We start from the raw sequence: 17,477 nt of genomic DNA, 5'->3' as shown, positions 1-17,477 counted from the left end.
CCAGGCTGCCCACCGGCAATCGTGTTCCCCTTCCCCGGAACGGGCATCAGGCCCGCTCCGGTTTTTTTCGTTGCCAGCCCAGCACAAACACCAGCAACGCCGGCAGGAAGGTCAGCGTGACCACCGCCGCGCCCATCAGACCGAACAGCACGATGGCGCCCATGCCCCGGTAGAGCTCGGTGCCCTCACCCGGGATGAACACCAGCGGCGACAGGCCGCACAGCGTGGTGAGGGTGGTCATGGCGATCGGCCGCAGCCGCACGGCGACCGCCTGACGCACCGCCTCGACCACGTCCACGTCTTTCTGACGCAGATTCTGGCGCGCCTGGTCCACCACCAGGATGGGGTTGTTCACCACCGTACCCATCAGGATCAGGAAGCCCAGCATGGTGATCATGTCGAACGACTGGCTCAGCGGCCGCAACCCGATCAGTGGCAGCAGACCGCCCACCAGGTTCATCAGCGCCAGGCCGACGATGCCGCCGGCGATGCCCAGCGGAATGGTGGTCATGATCAGCAGCGGGTAGCCCCAGTGGGCGAAAATGGCCACCAGCAGCAGGTAGACGATGGCCACGGCAATGACGAAGTTGCCGGTCAGCGCCTCGCGGGTGGCGTTGAGCTGGTCGCTGGCGCCGGAAATCCCGACGCTCACGGAAGCCGGCAACTGGCCGGTGTCGCGCAGGTGGCCCAGCAGTTCCGTACGCACCCGTTCCACTCCGCGTTCCAGCGGCACATTCTCGGGCGGGATCACGTTGAGAGTCACCGTGCGACGCCCGTCCACCCGCCGCACGATGCTGGTGTCCACCGTTTCCTCAATCCGCGCCAGGCTGCTCAGCGGCAGGGTGGCGCCTTCCGGCGTGTGCACCAGGGTGGTGGGCAGGGCGGCCAGGGACGGCTCGGCGCTGCCACTGCCGTAGAGATAGATGTCGATCTTGTCGTCGTCGAGGAAGAAATCATCCACGTAAGCGCCCTCGGTGAGCGAGGCCACGGTGAAGCCCACCGCCTGGGTGTCCAGCCCCAGCTCGGCGATGCGGTCCCAGTCCGGGCGCACCTGGATCAGCGGCTGGGCCAGGCTCAGGGTGGACGGCTGACTCTGGATGCGCGGATTGTCGAAGATCGTCCGGGCGCGGTCGTAGGCGCGGTTGGCGGCCTGGTAGACCGGCACCAGCTCGGGGCCGGAAATGTCCAGGTTGATGCTGCGGGTGCCGCCGTCGTTGCTGGAAATGATCGAGCCCTTGGCGGCGAAGGCGCGCATGCCCGGGAAACGCTCGTAGTAATCGGTGATGGCGGTCATCAGCGCGTCGATCTGGTTGGGATCGATGGACTCGGTGATGATGCGGAGGCGGGTGGGCGTGACCTGCATGTTGAGATACGCCATGGGCGGCACCGGCGTCTCGCCCTTCGCATAGGCCTCGCCGTTGGCGTTCACGTGGGGCAGGAAGTAGGCTTCCACCTGCTCGGCGATGCGGGTCATTTCCGACAGGTTGTAGCCCGGCGGCGCGTTCATGGCGGCGAAGGTCTTGGGTTCCTCCCCTTCCGGCAGATACTCCGCCGGTGGCGTCAGCATCAGGATGATCAGCGCGCTGGCGACGACCGTGAGCCCGATCGTCGCCAGCCGCCGCGCCGGGCCACCGATCAGCCCGCCCACCAGTGCCAGCACACCGCGCATCCAGCGCGCCCGGGGCGTACCGTCGTCGTCCCCCTGGCGGGACGCGAAATCCAGCCGCGCGCACAGGGTGGGAATCAGGGTCACCGCCACCAGCATGGAGGCGATGATGGCCGAGGCGATGGCGATGGCCACGTCCGAGTACAGCTGCCCGGCCTCTTCCTCGATGAACACGATGGGCAGGAACACCAGGATGGTGGTCATGGTGGACGCCAACACCGCCGGCCAGACTTCCATGACGCCCTTGAGCGCCGACTCGAAGCGGTCCAGCCCGCGGCGCCGGTGGCGTTCGATGTTCTCCAGCACCACGATGCTGTTGTCCACCGTCATGCCGATGGCAAAAGCGATGCCGGCCAGGGAGATCACGTTGATGGTGCGCCCGGCCAGCAGCAGGCCGATGAAGGCGGCGATGGCGCACAGCGGCACGCCGATCACCCCCACCAGCGTGGCCCGGCCGGAGCGCAGGAACAGGTACATCACCAGGGTGGCGAACACCGCGCCGATGCCCAGGTTGGTCCAGACGTTGGCCACAGAAGCCTCGACGTAGCGGGCGTCATCGGCGGTCAATTCCAACACCATGCCCGCCGGGCGCAGCACCTCGTCGTTGATCGAGGCCACCTCCGCCATCATGGCGTGCTTGATGTCGATGACGTTGGAGCCGCTTTCGCGCCGCACCTGCAGGCCGATCACCTTACGCCCGTCGACGAACGAGCGCTCGCGGATGCGGGAGTGGTCCTGCACCACCTGCGCCACTTCCCCCAGGCGCACCACGCTGTCGCCCTGACGCGACACCACCAACTGGCGCAGGCCGTCGATGTCCTCGAAACGCCCCACCGTGCGCAGCAGGTAGCGGCGCTTGCCGGCTTCCAGCTCGCCGCCGGAGATGTCCCGGTTGCGGGCGGTGATGGCGTCGCGCAGGTCCACCAGACTCAGGCCACGCTGGTTGAGGCGCTGTTCGTCGACGATCACCTGCATCTGGCGGTCGGCGCCACCGCCGACGGTCACTTCCGACACCCCGGCCACGCTTTCCATGCGCGGGCGCACCCGGTCCTCGATGAAATCCCGCATCAGGTCCATGTCCAGCTGGCGCGGGTTATCCGGCAGGGTGGAGACGCGGAAGTACATGAAGGCGTTGGACGAGAAGGAGGTGGCGACGATGCGCGGTTCGTCCACGTTCTGGGGGTAGTCCGGCACCTGACTCAGAGCGTTGTTCACCTGGATCAGGGTCTCGGTGATGTTGATGCCGAAGGGGAATTCCAGCTCGATTTCCGCCGACCCGCTGGCGGCGGTGGACTCCATGCGGCTCAGGTTGGGCACGTTGCGCAGGTAGCGCTCCTGCTCGATCAGGATTTCCTTTTCCACGTCCTGGGGCGTGGCACCGGGCCAGCGCGTTTCCACGGTGACGGTGCGCACCTCCAGGTCCGGGATCATCTGTACCGGGATCTGGATGGCGGCGGCAATGCCGAGGATGGCGACGATCAGCGCCACCACCGCCACCAGGGTGCCGTGGCGAATCACGCCGGCGAACATCAGTCGGCCTCCGCCGGGGTAACGCGCATGCCGTCGCTGAGGCCTTCGTTACCGCGCGCCACGACGCGCTCGTCGCCGGCCAGTCCGTCGCGGATCACCACCCGGTCGGCAAAGCCGGTGCCGATGGCGACCCGCTGCTCGCGTACGCGGAAGGCACCGTCGCCGTCGGGCTCGGCGATCCAGACCGTGGTACGGCCTTCCGGATAGCGGTTGATGGCGTCCCGCGGCACGGTGAATCCCTGTTCGCCGGCGTCCACCCGCAGCAGCGCGCTGACCGACATGCCCGGCAACAGCGACAGGTCATCCGGCACGCGCGCGCGCAGCAGGAAGGTGCGCACCTGGGGATCGCTGACCGGCACCACCGTGGCAATCGGAGCGACGACCGGAGCGCCGGGCACGCCGTTGACAAGCAGCTCGGCGCGGTCGTCGAGTTTGGGGTAGTACTCCTGGGGCACCTGGAAATCCAGACGCAGGTGATCGATGTCCACCAGCGTCAGCAGGTCATCGCCGGGACTGACCCACTCGCCCAGGTCGCTGCTCCGGGCACTGATCACGCCGGCGTAGGGGGCGGCCAGCCGATGGCGATCCACCAGCGCCGCCTGGCGCGCCTGCCCGGCGGTGAGCCGCGCCAGCTCCGCCTCGGCCGTGGCCACTTCGCTCTCCCGGGCGCTCACCTCGGTCTGGGCGATGTTGCGCCCGGCCCCCACCGAGCGGGCTTCGCTGAAGCGGCGCCGGGCTTCCTGCAGCCGGGCCCGGGCCGCCTGGGTTTCGGCCCGGGCGCTTTCCAGGGTATGGCGCTCCAGCTCGTCGTCGAGCTGGATCAGCCGGTCACCCTGCGCCACCCGGTCGCCCACGTCCACGTGCACCGTCTGCACCAGGCCCGCCACCGAGGTGGACAGGCTGGAGCGGCTCAGGGCACTGACGGTGCCGTTCAGACGCACTTCGTCGATGATGGGCGCGTTTTCAACGGCCGCCAGCCCCACGCCGGGCGGTTCCTGGGCGCGCGCGGCCGAGCTGGCGAGCAGCAGCAGTGTCGCCAGCGCGAGGGTCATCCTGCTCTTGAGTTGCACGGTCTCTCCCTGGCAATCGATGGCCGGTGGGATTCGGTCCAGCCTCTCAGGCCCATACGCCAGGCAGCGCGGGCCGGACTACCGGCGCTTCCGACAAGCGTGGCAGCAAGCCGCGCGGGCCTACAGAAAAGTTAGACTATGCAAGCAACAGACAGCAACGATGGGAACGGCGGACGCCGTTCCCGGAAGAATGAATCAGTCGAAGATGGAGGCGTTCTTGACCGACACCTGGTCGTTCAGCGTCCAGAAATCGTAGAGCACGCCGATCAGGAACAGACCGCCGGTCAGGAGGTAGATGACGCCGGTGATCCACTTGCCCATGTACATGCGGTGCACTCCGAACACACCCAGGAAGGTGAGCAGGATCCAGGCGATGTTGTAGCTGGTGTCGCCGCCGCGGAAACGGAAATCCGCTTCCCGATCCATCGCGGGAATCAGGAACAGGTCGATGATCCAGCCGATGAAGAACAGCCCCAGGGTGAAGAACCAGATGGTCCCGGTGACCGGCTTGCCGTAGTAGAAACGGTGGGAGCCCAGAAAGCCGAACAACCAGAGCAGGTATCCGATGGTTTTGCTGTGCGTATCCGTTTGCGCCATGCAATCGTCTCCAGACCGGGTTAAGTGGCCGCGCTATCCAAACACGATTCCGGACAGGAGGCCAGCCATGTTATCCAACCCTCCGAGACCGTCGTTCAGGGCCCGAGTTCCGGGGCCGGGTCGGGACCGTCCTCGCGGAATTCACTGGCGGACTTGCCCGTCCACTTACGAAAGGCGCGGCTGAAGTTGGAGAGATCAGCATAACCCAGTTCATAGGCGATTTCGCTAATCGACTGATTCGTGTAGCGCAGTAGCTGGATGGCGCGGTCCTTGAGCACCGCTTCGACGATTTCCCGGTAGGTGGTGTCACGATCCGCCAGTCGCCGCTTGAGGGTCCGTGACGACACGCAGAAACGCTCGGCCATGGCCTCCAGCGACGGCAGCGGGCCGGGCATCACGTGCAGCATGTTGCGGATGGCGATGACGATGTCGCCCTGCTCCCGCAAGGCCTTCTGCAGCTCGAACTCGCACTGGCTGCGGGCCATATCCGAGGCGTCGGCGTCGGCCAGGCGCATGCGGATATCGAGGAAATCCTTGGGGAAGATCAGCATCTCCGCGTCCGCGCTGTAGTCGAAGCGGATCGGCAGCTGCTGGGCAAATGCGCGGTAATAGGCCGGCTCGGCACAGGACAGGCGGGCGGACACGCCGGGCAGCTTGCCGTTGCGCAGCTCGAACCCCAGCTCTTCGCCACTGGCGTGATCCACCAGTTGCTCCGCCAGCAGCACCAGCGTCGCCATCACCGTTTCCGCCAGGAAGTGGTACAGGGACGGCACCTCGAACTCGGCCTTGAGCTGGACCAGGACGTGCTCGCCGGTGTCCCGCATCACCAGGCTGAGGAACGGCGCCCGCAGCTGCAGGTAGCGCCGCACCGAGTCCAGCGCGCCGCCCACCGTGGGACTGGTCAGCGCGGCGAAACCCAGGGTGCCGTGGATGGTGACCCGCAGCTCCCGCGCCAGGGCGAAGCTCAGCCCCTTGTCGCCGGCCAGCGCCACCGCCCGGTCCGCCATGATGACGGCGTCGGTGACGAACACCCGGCTGTCCGCGGCCTGCAGATCGGCGCGGGCGAAGCTCAGGCCCTCGTACAGCGGGCGGTCGTCGAAGCCGAGCCGCCGGACGGTATCGCCCAGCACCCGCAGGTAAACGCCGGGCAGCAGGAACAGGCCCAGCATCTGGCGTTCTTTATCCGCACTTCCCTTGACCATCCGCTTTACCTTCGCGATTCACCGGCCACCTCAGTATGAAGCGTCCTGTCTAAAGGCATGCTACCAGAAGCCCACGGCCCCCATTATTTGGCGTAGCGCCCGCCAATCCTGTCGTTGCGGTCAATCGAGGGCCGCAAAACGACGGCCCTGTCCCATCATCCACGACCGGCGTCCCGTTTACGCATGGCCTGGAACGCTTGCCCCAACCACACTGGATCCATCACAACGAGGCGTGCGCCAACCATCATCAACAACGGCGTGCGTCCCCGCGACAAGCGCCCCGAGGTATGGCGCACAGGAGGATCCATGTTGAGAACAGCCAACACAAAGAAAGACATCACCCGCAAACCCGAGCACGTGGACATCAAGCCCCAGCGCATGGGCTTTGAGTTCAACGACAAGGTGCCCCGCTACTGGCTCGACAACAGCCCGTTCCTGAGCCACATGATGAACGCACTGTCGGTGCTGTTCCCCCAGGGTGAGCAGTATTTCGTGGATGCCGTCCGCTATTACCGGGATCAGATCAACGATCCGGCCCTGAAGAAGGAAGTGCAGGGCTTCATCGGCCAGGAAGCGATGCACTCGCTGGAACACATCGCCATGAACCAGCACGTGCGCGACCAGGACATGCCGGTCGAGGACATGGAGCGCCATCTGAAAGTGCTGCTGACCGGCTTCGGCAAACGTCTGCCCAAGCGTCACCAGTTGGCCATCACCTGCGCCCTGGAGCACATGACCGCAATGATGGCGGACATGCTGCTGGAGCGGGACGACGTGCGCGAGGACATGCACGAGACCATGCGCCCGCTGTGGGTCTGGCACGCCATCGAGGAAACCGAGCACAAGGCGGTGACCTACGACGTTTTCCAGCAGGTGGGCGGCACCTATCTGGAGCGCGCTTTCTACCAGATCCTCAGCACCGCGTTGCTGGGCGTGATGACCACCTACTTCACCGCCCGCATGATGTGGAACGACAAGCGCAACATCTCGCTGACCGATGTGGGCAAGGGCCTGTGGCGCATGTGGGGCGTCGGGGGCGTGTTCTCCAGCCTGGCGCCGACCTGGCTGGAGTACTTCAAGCCCGGCTTCCACCCCTGGCAGCACGACAACAGCGAGCTGATCGCCGAGTTCAAGAGCGAGATCGCCGAACACGTTGCCCCGCAGTACCGCAACGGCAACCGCCGTACCCTGCAGTAATCCCTTCACGTCTGGCCCCGAGCCCGCTCCGGCGGGCTTTTTTTGTTGATTCACTCATGCGGCCGGATCGAGTCGAAGAGGTACCAGCGCTTCCGTCATCCCAGATGCTCGTCCCTGACCAACTGGGATGAACCGGAACGTCCCTGTCCCTGCTCCAGCGCTGGTACCCCTTCGACTCACGCCCCCCACTCAAAGACGCGCCTTCAGACCGGGATGACATCGCCCTGGTTCGCCCCCGATTTGTCGTCAGTCGACGCCCGGGATTTGTGGACGTCCTCTTTCTCCAATCCTTCATTTGACAGAACCCCGCTTTGGGTGAAGGTTTAGAGGGGCATCCGGAACCATTCCGAATCCGGCAAAGGAGGGAATCGAACATGAAACGACTGCTCATGCTGGTCGGCGATTACGTCGAGGATTACGAAGTGATGGTGCCCTTCCAGGCGCTGATGGCCGTGGGCTATGAAGTGCACGCCGTGTGCCCGGACAAGAAATCCGGCGAGTCGGTGCGCACCGCCATCCACGACTTCGAGGGCGACCAGACCTACTCGGAAAAACCGGGCCACAACTTCGCCCTCAACGCCACCTTCGCCGCCATCAACCTGGACGACTACGACGGCCTGGTGGTGCCCGGCGGCCGGGCGCCGGAATACCTGCGCCTGAACGACGCCGTGCTCAAGGCGGTGAAGCACTTTGCCGACGCCGACAAACCCATTGCCGCCATCTGCCACGGCGCCCAGTTGCTGGCCGCCGCCGGGGTGCTCGACGGCAAGCGGTGCTCGGCCTACCCGGCCTGCGCGCCGGAAGTCACGGCCGCCGGCGGGCAATTCCAGTCCATCGAAGTGAACGAAGCCCACGTGGACGGCAAGCTGGTGACGGCACCGGCCTGGCCGGCGCATCCCGCCTGGATTGCGAAATTCATGGAGGTGATGGGCGCGAAAATCACGCTGTAGCGCTATTCGGGGCCGGCAGGGCCGGCCCCGACGCGGTCACACGTACAGGTTCTTGCGGGAGAAGCGCGACACCAGCGGCTGATAGGCCGCGCCCAGCAGCCGGTTGAGGGCCTCGATGCCCCACGCGTCCGGGCCGACGAGAATGCGCGACTCGTCCTTCTCGATGCCGCGCACGATGATGTCCGCCGCTTTTTCCGGCGTGGTCATCGCCAGCTTGTCGAAGCCCTTGCGCTGGGCGTCGGCGTTCTCCGACTTGCCCATCCGCGCGGCACGGGCGATGTTGGTCTTGATGCCACCAGGATGCACACAGCTCACCTGCACCGGCTGCTCCTCCAGCGCCATCTCCTGGCGTAGCGCCTCGGTAAAGCCGCGCACCGCGAACTTGGCGGCGTTGTAGGCGCTCTGCTTGGGCACGCCGATCAGGCCGAACACGCTGGAGACATTGACCACATGGCCGTCACCGGAGGCAATCAGGTGCGGCAGGAAGGCGCGGGTGCCGTGGGCCACCCCCCAGAAATCGATGTCCATCACCCATTTGAAATCGTCGTCGGTCATCTCCCGCACCGACGCCGACAGCGCCACGCCGGCGTTGTTGATCACCAGGTTGACCTGGCCGAAGTCCCGGGCCACCGCCTCGGCGTGGGCGTAGATCGCGTCCCGGTCCGACACGTCCAGCCGGTAGGTCTTCACCTCCACCGAGTCGCAGGCTTCGGCGGTCTCCCGCAAGCCGCTCTCGTTCACGTCCGACAGCGCCAACCGGCACCCCTTGGCGGCAAGCTTGGTGGCCAGGGCCCGGCCGATGCCGGATCCGGCGCCGGTGACCACGGCGACTTTATTGCGCAGTTCTTTCATGGCTGATCCTCACAGGTGGGAACCGGTTTACCGAACGATTTCGGACCACGGCTCTTGAAGTAAAGCACCTTCTTTAACCCGCACTGTATCAGCGGGAAAACCAGCGCCAATGGCAGGAAAGGACACCATGCCCGGGCACCCCGGCCACCCTGTTCCGACGCACCCGGAGTGCTAGACTGGCGGTCGCCAACCGGAGGAGCCGCCATGCATCATCCCATCCCTGCCGTGATCGCCATCCTGCAACACGACGACCGTTTCCTGCTGGTACGCCGGCGCAACGAACCGGACGCCGGGCTGTGGGGCCACGCCGGCGGCAAGGTGGAATGGGGCGAGGATCTGGACGCGGCGGCGCTGCGGGAACTGCGCGAGGAAACCGGCATCAGGGCCGAAGTGGCCGGACGGCTGGCGCCGCTGGACTGCCTCAGCGGCACGGCGCCGGAGCACCATTTCATCCTCTGCCCGGTGGTGTGTCGCTATCAGGCCGGAGACCCGGTGGCGGGGGACGACGCCGATGCGGTGGGGTGGTTCTCACTGGCGGCCATGCGACGGGACCCGGCACGCTTCAGCCGGGATGTGATCGGGATCTGTGAGCAGGCGCAGGCCGTCTAAGACCGGCCCGCGCAGTCGACGGATCAGTCGCCGTCGCGTTCTTGCGCCAGCTCTTCCAGTGTCTGGTAGCTGCATTCCTCACCGGCCTCGAAGCTGTCGGAGGAACTCACCAGCACGTTGTCGGGCGCCATGAATCGGCGACCGAGCAATACGCCGTAATGGAAACGACCGCGATCGGTCAGCGAAAACTGCGTTTCGTGGGTCTTGCCGGCGATGCAGAAATCCATGTTGACCACGTAGCGGCGCTGGGATTCGGCGCCCTTGCGCTTGATCAGCACGGTGCGTTCCACCGGGCGCTCGAACTGCAACACCACGTGGGTGTCTTCGGCGTCGTCGCTGTCCTTGTGGTCGTCCAGGGGCAGTTCGAAGCTGACCCAGTCCTCGCCGTCGCGCTCGAACGGCTCGACGTTCACCGCGTGCAGGGACGACGTCTTGGCCCCGGTATCCAGCCGCGCCTTGAGGCGGACGCCGCTGTCCTGCAGCACCACCCACTCGACAAAGCCGAGGGTTTCATAATCCGTGTCGTCGTCCGCTGAGGCCAGCGGAGTGAAGGCCGACAACAGGGCCGCCAGAATCAGACTCAATCCAGTTTTCATGCAGGCTCCTTGGTTACGACGTTCCATGGGGCCGGCGTCGACGCCGGTCCGTGATCAATGGCTCTGGATAATGCCAGAGCCACCGGCGCCGGGCCACGGTCCTGACGGAAAGGTAATCGGCCGGCAAGGCGTGACCGCTCACCCGGGCGCGGAGACCACCTTGAGCGCCGCACGGCCGCTGCGGTAGGCGCTGGGGCTCATGCCGGTCCAGCGTTTGAAGGCGCGGGTGAAGTTGGCGGCGTCGGCGTAGCCCAGGGCATCGGCAATCTGGCTCAGGCTCATGCGGGTGTTCTGCAACAGCTCGCGGGCGCGCTCCAGGCGCACCTGGTCCACCAACTGCTGGAAGCTCACCGACTCTTCCTGCAAACGACGCTTGAGGGTGCGTTCGGACACGAACAGCGTGCCGGCCACGCGGCCCAGTTTGGGGGGAAACGGCTGGCTGGTCTCGATCACCCGCCTGACCCGGGCGTCGAAACCGACGTCCTCCCGGAGCTGTTCCAGCGCCCGTTCGCACTGGCGGCGGGAGGCCTCGGCCACCTGCTCGTCGCTGAAGCGGATCGGCGTGTCCAGGGCCGCGGACGGGATCAGGATGGCGTCGTCGTCGCAGTCGTAATGCACCGGCAACGGGATCTGGCGCCGGAAGCGCTGCATGTAGCCCGGCTCACGGCCGCGCCGGTGCACGCAGGCACCGCGTATCGGATCGCCCAACAGCTGCAGCCCCATCATCACGCAGCCGAACACCATGGCGTCCATGATGAAATTCTGCAGCGGCCCCAGATCGATGCCGCCCACCACCCGCAACGTGGTGGTGCCGCCATCGCTGCGGCAGAAGATGCGCAGATGCGGCGCACGCAGGGACAGGAAACGCACCATCAGGTCCATGGCCTCCCCCAAGGTGCGGCTGTTCATCGCCGCCACACCCAGCGGGCCGTGCAATGGCAGCCGCAGTTCCGCCGCCAGCATCACCCCCAGCCCCGGCTCGCCGCTCTCCACGATCGCCCGGGTCACGAATTCACTGGCCTGGGACAGGGACACGCGCACGTCATCGCTGGCCAGGCATGCCGGGTCCAGCCCCACCTGGGCCAGCAGGGCCCGATCGTCGACACCCCGCCGGCGCAACAGCTCGGCGATGGTGTGCAGGTAGATGGCGGGCAGTCCTGGATCCTGAACCTGGGAAGCGACGGCGGGCATGAAGCGATTCCTCGACAAGTTGCATTATTGTAATAGTGCAATCGAGTATGACGCCTGTTTGGCCGCCAACCCATGACTTCAATGACGCGTCAACGGGATGAAGAGGCCAATCGCTGTGAAACGCGACGTCTCAATCGGCTTGCCGGGCCAGGAAATCCGCCAGGATGCGGTAGGATCGGCGCGGCCGTTCCAGCATCGGCAGGTGGCCGACGCCCGGCAGCACGTGCACTTCGGCGTGGGGCACACGATCGCGATACCATTCGACGCAGCCCGGCAGGGTGATGCGGTCGCGGTCACCCCAGATCACCAGCAGCGGCGGCGTCTGCGGCCCCAGGCCGGTGACCGGTGCAAAGGGATCGTCCACCATGTCGGCGAACACGTGACGGTTCTGGCCGCTGCGGCGCAGCAGGTCCACACCAAGCAGGCCGAGCATGGCCACCCCAGCCACGCTGGGCGCGCCGTGGCTGACGCCGTTGAACATCCGGTAGAGGCCGGACCAGTCCTCCGGCAGCAGCAGGGTTGAATCGAACGTGGGCGGGCGCGTCAGGTCCACGTCGGCGCGGTGGGGAATCCCGGCGCTGTTCATGACCGTCAGGCTGGCCACGCGCTCGCCGGCCTGCTCCGCCATCACGGTGGCGATGGCCGCCCCCATGGAGCTGCCCACCAGATGAACCTGCCCCAGGCCGGCAGCGCCCAGCCATTGCCGCAGGCGGCGAGCCTGTTCCCGATAGCCGTACGCGGCGCCCACTTTGTACTCACTCTCACCGAAACCCGGAATGTCCAGCGCCAGCACGTGGCTGTCGCCCGGGAACATCGGCAGCCAGGCGCTCCAGTTCTCCTTCATCGCCGCCAGGCCGTGCAACAGCACGATGGACGGCCGGTCCGGACGGCGTCGGCCGCGTTCCAGCCAGACCACGCGGTGCCCGTCCACCGTCGTCGAGCGGCGCCGGGCACGCTGCAGCCAGCGGTGGCCGGTGCGCGCCAGCGGCCAGGGGTTGGGCAGGCGGTAGGGCAATGCGGACAATCCGGAAACGTCGGCGGACATGGCAGGCATCCTGTCGGTGACTTCGTGACTCAGAGTCTAACCGCAAAACGCGACGACCCAATGGCTGCCCGGTCATGCATCGACGGGCAACCGGGCAAGTGGTCGTCACAGCGTCAGGTCGAGGTACACGGGGTCGTGGTCGGACGCCCGCCAGGGGCCCTCGCTGTAGAGCCGTTCGGCGCGACCGGGCGGATGATATTCGAGGTTGTAGTCAAGCGCCGGCGGCTCGTCGGCGTTGATGTGCCAGATGCCGCCACCGCTGACCCGATCCCGGGCCGACGCGTCCGCCAGGATGTAATCCAGCAGGCCCCGGGCTCCGAAATAGCGATAGCTGTAGCGTTGATCGCCGGCCAGGGGCGCGGGGCGCTGCAAACCGCCTGAGGCCAGCCGTTGCAAGGGCCTTTCACCGGCGTAGGTGTTCAAGTCCCCCAACACCAGCGTGCCCGCCAGGGACGACGGCTGAGGCCGCCGCGCCAGCCAGTCGAGCAGGGTCGTGGCCGAGGCCTCGCGAACCGGCGCGTAACAGCCTTCGCTTCCCTGCGCCTGGTTCGCCCCGCTGGCGTTGCGGCAGGAGCGTGACTTGAAATGGTTCACCACCACCCGGATGCGGCGGTCCTGCCCGATTCGCCGAAAGTCCTGGAGCAGCGGCGCGCGGCTGTAGCGCCCGAACACCCCGTCGGTCAGGCTGGCGGGCGAACCCGCCGGCTCGACCCGGTCAGTGCGATAGACCAGTGCCACGCGAATGGCGTCGCCACCGGCGTCGGGCGCCCGCACGTAGTCCCAACCGTCGCCCAGGGCGCGAGTCAGGTCCGCCAGGGCGCTGTCGCGTCCGTGACCGTCGTTCTCGATCTCCATCAGGCCCACGACGTCCACGTGCAGCCCGAGGATGGCGCTGACCAGTTTGGCCCGCTGGCGCTCCATCTCGTCCAGGGTGTCGGCGCCACGAGCGGTGGGAAAGCCGCCACCGCGGCCGTCGCCGTTGAAGAAATTCAGCACGTTGAAGCTGGCCACCCGGATCGCGCCATCCGCCCGCGCTGGCGGGGTTGGCGGTCGCTCGTGGCCGCCCACCACCGCCGGCCAGCGATCCGGCTGGATCCGCCACTGGTCGTAGCGGAAATCAAGGACGCCCTGCACCGGCGCCAGGCGGCTGCCGGCCCGCAGCGAACGCCCGGCACTCAGGCCGGGAACCGGCAACGGCAGGATGGCGGGATTCTGGGCCAGGCGCCGATCATCCAGCAGCAGTGTATTGCGTTCGGAGCGGGCGCCGGGGTCCGGGAAGAACGCGTCCTGCGGCGCCAGGGAGACGATGCCATAGCGCGCCAGGTCGTGGTTGTCGATCACCACCAGCGGATCATCGAAGCGCACCCGCATCGACTCGCGGGACTCAAGCGACGCCGGCAGCGGGAACGCCAGGGAAATCGCTGCCGGCAGTTCGCCACGGCCACACACGTCCAGGTCCCCGTTGGCCGCCATTTCGGTGAGACCGTAATACTCCTTGATGCGCCCGCGGACACGGACCCGTTCGCCCACGGCACCGGCCCGGGAACGGGTATAGATGTACAGGCCCTCAGAGGTACGCGCGTCATGGTCGCGATCGGCGGCGGCGGACTCGAGGTAGATGCCGCCCAGGCCATCCTCACCACGCCCGTCGAGCGTGATAATGCCCTCGACCGTCACGGTGCGACCGGCCAGGGGCGATTCGTCGTCGCTTCCCTGAATGCTCGAAATCGGGGTAAAGCCGGTGCCGCACTGGGCGCTGGCAATCGCCGGCATAAGGCCGGCCATGAGGGCAAACAGGCGACAGGCATTCCGGGTCATGGGTCCTCTGCGTCCTTGGTCCGCTGTATAGTGGGGAAAATCCAGCTCGCGAAACCCGCTGGAAACGCGGCGAGTGCGTTATTTTTCATAGGGTTTCACGAGCTGGAGTTTCCCCGACTCGGCCACGTCGTGCAACGCGGAGAGGGGCAATGCGCCTATTGCCACAACGGAGAGATGGATGAGCATGACCGTCGGATGGATCGTGATCGCTTTCGCCGCCATCGGCACGCTGATGGTCGTCCAGGCGCGGCGCCGCAACCGCTCCATGGCACAGCTCCGGCGCGAGGGTTTTCAGCCGGCGCAAAGCTGGCGTTCGAATCTGGCGGTGGTGACCGAACAGGGGACCGATCGCTTCGCGGTGGTCTGGCCCGGCCATTACCGGGTGTTCCGGGCCCACCAGATCCGGCGCATCGACATCATCAGCCAGGAACGGGACGCCGGCCGGCAACAGCACAAGGTGCAGATCGAGCTGGACGATCCGGATCACCAGGCGATCGGCCTGGCCACACTCAACCGGCGTGACCGGGCGGAAAAATGGGCGCGTGAGATCCGGGAGTGGCAAGCCTCCCATGCGGGAGAACGGTAGGGCGGCCCGGGACCGGCCGCAGGCGGAGGCTCAGAGCCAGGCGCCCAGGGCGTCGCGGTTGGCCAGCTCAAGCTGCTGGATCAGCGGATCGCTGTGTGGCGTGTCACCACTCAGTCCGGCGAGGGCCAGCATGTAGCACACCAGCGCCGCGCGGGTGTCGATGCTCAGCTCGCCATCCACCATGGCGTAGTCGTTGGCGATGATCGCCTGCTGCTCGGGCGTAAGCCGCTGGTCCGGGCGCAGCACGATGTTCACGCGGGTGTTCCAGGCCTCGTCGTTGCGCGCCTTGTGGCGGCTGCGCTCGGGCAGCACCTGGGGCGTGCCGCGGAAACGGCTGAGCATGAAATCCCGGTATTCGCCGTTTGCATCGCACCAGGCGCGCACGTGCCAGCGCTGACCGCTGTAGATCAGGGTATGAGGCTCGAGGATGCGCTTCTCGCCTTCCGGCTTGGTAAGCGAGAAATACTCCGCCTCCAGACGGCGTCCCTGGCGCGTGGCCAGCACGATCGGCCGCACCACTTCCGGCTCGGCCAGACGACGTGGCACGTGCAGGATCTCGGTGTTGGGCAGCCCCAGGTCGAGCGACTCGAAGGTCTCGCTCAGGGCGTGATCGCGGCCCAGCACTTCCAGGTATTCGTCGGAGCGCCCCTGGGTCACCGTCGGGCGGAACTGGTCCGCGGGTACATAGCCCTTGAGGTGGCGATCGTACTCGAGGTTGCCCGGCGCGACTTCACGCAGGTAGGTGTTGATGTCCTTGGAGGCCTGCTGACGGCCGATGCCGAAGGCATGGCAGATGTGGTTGGTCGTCAGTCGGCCTTCCCACAACGCGATGATTTCAATCAGGCGATAACGTAGGAGGAGATCCCAGCGAATGGGCCAATCCGTTTTCTTCATCATGTGGCGCTCTTTCTCAAACTGATTGAATTCCGATCAATCCGTAACCGGAGTCGATATGCTATCAGCTTCCCGACACGCCGCGTGTTACGGCACATTAATGTAAAATATCGTCAAACAATACCCTTCCAGTGTGTCGCTTTCCTGCGAAATCCACCACTTACAGTCAGGTAACATCCGCGCCATGATGGGCGCGATGCGGCTTGTATTGTTACCAGTACGCAGCCGCTACAGACGCTGCTATTGTGGGACACAGGATCCTGTATCACCGTTACGATCCAGCCTGTACCACTGTCACGAGCAAGAGGGTTGCGCCACCCTCTCAAGGAATGAGGAACCCTCATGACCCGCATGGTTGCATCGCTGTTTGCCCTGATCCTGAGTACCCTGCTGCTGGTCGCCGGCAACGCCTTCCTGATGACGCTGCTGGGCATCCGCCTGGGCCTGGAAGCGGTCGACCCGGGCACCATCGGCCGGGTGCTGGCCTGCTATTCGGTGGGGTTCGTACTGGGCACCCTGTCGGTGCACCGGGTGATCGGGCGGGTCGGCCACATCCGTGCCTTCGCGGTGTTCGCCGCCATCACGGCGGTGGCCGCGCTGCTGTATCCGCTGGCCCTGTCGATGGCCCTATGGGCGGGGTTGCGGGTGCTGTCGGGTTTCGCCATGGCGGGCCTGCTGGTGGTGATCGAGAGCTGGTTCAGCAGCCGCGCCACCAGCAGCAACCGCGGCGCCCTGTTCGCGGTGTACCAGATCGTGTTCTTCATCTCCGTGGCCAGCGGCCAGTTGCTGGTGAACCTGGGGGATCCGGCAGATTTCCCGCTCTACACCCTGTCGGCGATCCTGCTGACCCTGGCGCTGATACCACTGTCGCTGACGCGCATGGACGCGCCGGTGGTGGTCGCCGCGGAGCGGATCTCAATCTTCCAACTGCTGCGAGAGTCCACCACCGGGGTCGCCGGCTCACTCACCTGCGGCCTGCTGATCGGCTCTTTCTACGCCCTGGGGCCGGTCTACGCCACGCTGATCGGGCTGGATCTGGCGCGAACCTCGGCGTTCATGGCCACGGCCATCATTGCCGCCATGATCCTGGCCTGGCCCATGGGCATGATCTGCGATCGCTTCGACCGGCGCCGGGTGATGTTCACGCTGGCGCTCATTGCCGGCGTAGCGGCCTGTGTGGCGGCCTTCACCGGCATCCATCACCCGATCCTGCTGATCGGCGCCGTGGGCCTGTTCACCGGGCTGTCGGCGGCGCTCTATCCGATTGCCGTGGCCATTACCAACGACCGCATGGACGAACACCGCATTGTGGCCGCCAGCGCCACGCTACTGCTGAGCTACGGTCTGGGGAGTGTCATGGGCCCGCTGCTGATCTCGGAGCTGATCGGCCTGACCGGGCCGGGCGGGCTGTTCCTGGGCTGCGCCGGTTTCCTGGCGTTGCTGGCACTGATCGTGGGCTACTACATCTGGACCACTGAAGACATCCCGGTGGCCGAGCAGGAGACCTTCGTCACCACCATGCCCGAAGCCATGCCGGTACTGGCCGAGATGGACCCGCGCAACGAGGAGTTCCACGCCACCGAAGAGCCCCTGATGCCGGAGCCGGCGGCGCCGGAAAGCCGGCCGGCGGTGCCTATCGAGGAGGAGGAAGCGACCGAGCCGCGCTGAGCCGTC

At 66.2% G+C, this 17,477-nt stretch carries 15 protein-coding genes; 5 read left to right on the top strand and 10 right to left on the bottom strand.

What is annotated here, in order from left to right:
* Positions 1–46: 46 nt before the first annotated feature.
* The 4 genes from GQB00_RS18120 to GQB00_RS18105 all read right to left on the bottom strand — a co-directional run bounded on the left by GQB00_RS18120 (position 47) and on the right by GQB00_RS18105 (position 6,065).
* On the bottom strand, positions 47–3,196 hold the full coding sequence (locus GQB00_RS18120) for an efflux RND transporter permease subunit (RefSeq protein ID WP_165857326.1): 3,150 nt from the start codon (positions 3,194–3,196) through the stop codon (positions 47–49).
* Positions 3,196–4,266, bottom strand: a complete 1,071-nt coding sequence (locus GQB00_RS18115) for an efflux RND transporter periplasmic adaptor subunit (protein WP_323127303.1) — start codon at positions 4,264–4,266, stop codon at positions 3,196–3,198. The genes GQB00_RS18120 and GQB00_RS18115 overlap by 1 nt, the downstream gene beginning before the upstream one ends.
* A gap of 195 nt (positions 4,267–4,461) precedes the next feature.
* Positions 4,462–4,863 carry an NINE protein gene (locus GQB00_RS18110; RefSeq protein ID WP_111497083.1) on the bottom strand — a complete coding sequence of 134 codons (402 nt, stop codon included), beginning with the start codon at positions 4,861–4,863 and terminating at the stop codon, positions 4,462–4,464.
* A 95-nt stretch (positions 4,864–4,958) separates the two neighbouring features.
* Positions 4,959–6,065 (bottom strand): helix-turn-helix transcriptional regulator, encoded by a 1,107-nt coding sequence (locus tag GQB00_RS18105; RefSeq protein ID WP_165857325.1) that lies wholly within the window; start codon positions 6,063–6,065, stop codon positions 4,959–4,961.
* A 306-nt stretch (positions 6,066–6,371) separates the two neighbouring features.
* Here GQB00_RS18105 and GQB00_RS18100 point away from each other — a divergent pair, with 306 nt between their 5' ends.
* Both GQB00_RS18100 and GQB00_RS18095 read left to right on the top strand, forming a co-directional pair.
* Positions 6,372–7,262, top strand: coding sequence for a metal-dependent hydrolase (locus tag GQB00_RS18100; RefSeq protein WP_165857324.1), 891 nt, complete (start codon positions 6,372–6,374; stop codon positions 7,260–7,262).
* A 374-nt stretch (positions 7,263–7,636) separates the two neighbouring features.
* Complete coding sequence (locus tag GQB00_RS18095; protein WP_111497086.1) at positions 7,637–8,212, top strand: DJ-1/PfpI family protein; 576 nt, start codon at positions 7,637–7,639, stop codon at positions 8,210–8,212.
* A gap of 36 nt (positions 8,213–8,248) precedes the next feature.
* On the opposite strand, the gene GQB00_RS18090 is transcribed toward GQB00_RS18095, so the two are convergent.
* Positions 8,249–9,064: an SDR family NAD(P)-dependent oxidoreductase gene (locus tag GQB00_RS18090; RefSeq protein WP_165857323.1), complete on the bottom strand. Its 816-nt coding sequence runs from the start codon at positions 9,062–9,064 to the stop codon at positions 8,249–8,251.
* Positions 9,065–9,268: 204 nt separating this feature from the next.
* Here GQB00_RS18090 and GQB00_RS18085 point away from each other — a divergent pair, with 204 nt between their 5' ends.
* The gene (locus GQB00_RS18085; protein WP_165857322.1) at positions 9,269–9,673 is read left to right on the top strand and encodes an NUDIX hydrolase; all 405 of its coding nucleotides are present in this window, start codon (positions 9,269–9,271) and stop codon (positions 9,671–9,673) included.
* A 23-nt stretch (positions 9,674–9,696) separates the two neighbouring features.
* Here GQB00_RS18085 and GQB00_RS18080 read toward each other — a convergent pair whose 3' ends face one another.
* From GQB00_RS18080 to GQB00_RS18065, 4 genes are all read right to left on the bottom strand, one after another.
* Positions 9,697–10,269: an ATP-dependent zinc protease gene (locus tag GQB00_RS18080; RefSeq protein ID WP_165857321.1), complete on the bottom strand. Its 573-nt coding sequence runs from the start codon at positions 10,267–10,269 to the stop codon at positions 9,697–9,699.
* A 138-nt stretch (positions 10,270–10,407) separates the two neighbouring features.
* On the bottom strand, positions 10,408–11,460 hold the full coding sequence (locus GQB00_RS18075) for an AraC family transcriptional regulator (protein WP_111497097.1): 1,053 nt from the start codon (positions 11,458–11,460) through the stop codon (positions 10,408–10,410).
* Positions 11,461–11,590: 130 nt separating this feature from the next.
* A complete protein-coding gene (locus GQB00_RS18070; protein WP_165857320.1) occupies positions 11,591–12,505 on the bottom strand; it encodes an alpha/beta fold hydrolase in 915 nt (304 codons plus the stop codon).
* 105 nt (positions 12,506–12,610) lie between these two features.
* Complete coding sequence (locus GQB00_RS18065) at positions 12,611–14,323, bottom strand: ExeM/NucH family extracellular endonuclease (RefSeq protein ID WP_165857319.1); 1,713 nt, start codon at positions 14,321–14,323, stop codon at positions 12,611–12,613.
* Positions 14,324–14,501: 178 nt separating this feature from the next.
* Between GQB00_RS18065 and GQB00_RS18060 the strand changes: the two genes are divergently transcribed.
* A complete protein-coding gene (locus tag GQB00_RS18060) occupies positions 14,502–14,909 on the top strand; it encodes a hypothetical protein (RefSeq protein ID WP_111497100.1) in 408 nt (135 codons plus the stop codon).
* Positions 14,910–14,939: 30 nt separating this feature from the next.
* Here the strand turns inward: GQB00_RS18060 and GQB00_RS18055 are convergent, their stop codons facing one another.
* Positions 14,940–15,803, bottom strand: coding sequence for a helix-turn-helix transcriptional regulator (locus tag GQB00_RS18055; protein ID WP_111497269.1), 864 nt, complete (start codon positions 15,801–15,803; stop codon positions 14,940–14,942).
* Between the two features lie 342 nt (positions 15,804–16,145).
* Here GQB00_RS18055 and GQB00_RS18050 point away from each other — a divergent pair, with 342 nt between their 5' ends.
* Positions 16,146–17,471, top strand: coding sequence for an MFS transporter (locus tag GQB00_RS18050; RefSeq protein ID WP_165857318.1), 1,326 nt, complete (start codon positions 16,146–16,148; stop codon positions 17,469–17,471).
* Positions 17,472–17,477 lie beyond the last annotated feature (6 nt).

Origin of the sequence: Marinobacter sp. JSM 1782161 (genome assembly GCF_011421605.1) — a bacterium.
GTDB lineage: Bacteria > Pseudomonadota > Gammaproteobacteria > Pseudomonadales > Oleiphilaceae > Marinobacter_A > Marinobacter_A bohaiensis.
This window is presented reverse-complemented; position numbering and strand designations above follow the sequence as displayed.

Coding starts and splice junctions, on each gene's coding strand:
- GQB00_RS18075 (WP_111497097.1), bottom strand. CDS start 11,460: ATGCCCGCCGTCGCTTCCCAGGTTCAGGATCCAGGACTGCCCGCCATC.
- GQB00_RS18110 (WP_111497083.1), bottom strand. CDS start 4,863: ATGGCGCAAACGGATACGCACAGCAAAACCATCGGATACCTGCTCTGG.
- GQB00_RS18055 (WP_111497269.1), bottom strand. CDS start 15,803: ATGAAGAAAACGGATTGGCCCATTCGCTGGGATCTCCTCCTACGTTAT.
- GQB00_RS18095 (WP_111497086.1), top strand. CDS start 7,637: ATGAAACGACTGCTCATGCTGGTCGGCGATTACGTCGAGGATTACGAA.
- GQB00_RS18050 (WP_165857318.1), top strand. CDS start 16,146: ATGACCCGCATGGTTGCATCGCTGTTTGCCCTGATCCTGAGTACCCTG.
- GQB00_RS18085 (WP_165857322.1), top strand. CDS start 9,269: ATGCATCATCCCATCCCTGCCGTGATCGCCATCCTGCAACACGACGAC.
- GQB00_RS18080 (WP_165857321.1), bottom strand. CDS start 10,269: ATGAAAACTGGATTGAGTCTGATTCTGGCGGCCCTGTTGTCGGCCTTC.
- GQB00_RS18090 (WP_165857323.1), bottom strand. CDS start 9,064: ATGAAAGAACTGCGCAATAAAGTCGCCGTGGTCACCGGCGCCGGATCC.
- GQB00_RS18065 (WP_165857319.1), bottom strand. CDS start 14,323: ATGACCCGGAATGCCTGTCGCCTGTTTGCCCTCATGGCCGGCCTTATG.
- GQB00_RS18120 (WP_165857326.1), bottom strand. CDS start 3,196: ATGTTCGCCGGCGTGATTCGCCACGGCACCCTGGTGGCGGTGGTGGCG.
- GQB00_RS18060 (WP_111497100.1), top strand. CDS start 14,502: ATGAGCATGACCGTCGGATGGATCGTGATCGCTTTCGCCGCCATCGGC.
- GQB00_RS18105 (WP_165857325.1), bottom strand. CDS start 6,065: ATGGTCAAGGGAAGTGCGGATAAAGAACGCCAGATGCTGGGCCTGTTC.
- GQB00_RS18070 (WP_165857320.1), bottom strand. CDS start 12,505: ATGTCCGCCGACGTTTCCGGATTGTCCGCATTGCCCTACCGCCTGCCC.
- GQB00_RS18100 (WP_165857324.1), top strand. CDS start 6,372: ATGTTGAGAACAGCCAACACAAAGAAAGACATCACCCGCAAACCCGAG.